Here is a 622-nt window from a genome sequence, read left to right as displayed (position 1 = left end):
CCGAGGCACCCGCCTGCACACCCCGGACCTGCGCCGCAATCCCCGCACCCCCATCCGCGCCCAGGTCCGCGTTCCCGTCGCGGGCTCCCAGGTCCCGGGCGAGAGTTTGGGTGTTTTCGCTCCGCAGCATGAACCACCCCACCTGGTCCATGACCCAGACGCCGACAGCACCCGCGGCAGCACCCACAACCGCATCAATGCCCGCAGCACGCGGTCTTGCCACTGGGGCTCCTTCCCGGGTGGTGCGGTGGTTATTCAACCCGATCAACCCCTCTTTCCTGGACAGTAACTGCCGACCGATGATTGCCGACCTCTGCGGTGCGGGAATGGACCCAACACAAGCGGTTCCTTTCTTTCCGGCGGTAAACGTGAACATACTGAGACTGATAAGCATACTTACCACCAAAGAGGAGTTTGGGATCATGAGGGCACTTACCTGGCAGGGAAAGCGGTCGGTCAGCGTTGAAGAGGTACCGGATCCCGTCATCCAGGAACCCACCGACGCGATCATCAAAATCACCTCCACGGCGATCTGCGGCTCAACCCGATCAACCCCTCTTTCCTGGACAGTAACTGCCGACCGATGATTGCCGACCTCTGCGGTGCGGGAATGGACCCAACA

1 protein-coding gene and 1 pseudogene are annotated in these 622 nt (G+C 61.7%); one reads left to right on the top strand and one right to left on the bottom strand.

Translation table 11 applies throughout. The annotated features are described in order from the left end of the window. A partial coding sequence (locus Y704_RS23160; RefSeq protein ID WP_216698944.1) for a hypothetical protein occupies positions 1 to 223 on the bottom strand: 223 nt, incomplete at its 3' end. 199 nt (positions 224 to 422) lie between these two features. Between Y704_RS23160 and Y704_RS23155 the strand changes: the two are divergent. Then, positions 423 to 542: pseudogene (locus Y704_RS23155) on the top strand (glutathione-dependent formaldehyde dehydrogenase); the annotation flags it as partial. Positions 543 to 622 lie beyond the last annotated feature (80 nt).

Source organism: Arthrobacter sp. Br18, from assembly GCF_000520555.1.
In the GTDB taxonomy this organism is placed as follows: Bacteria; Actinomycetota; Actinomycetes; order Actinomycetales; family Micrococcaceae; genus Arthrobacter_D.
Note: the sequence above shows the minus strand (reverse complement) of the source record. Positions and strands in the feature narration are given on the sequence as shown.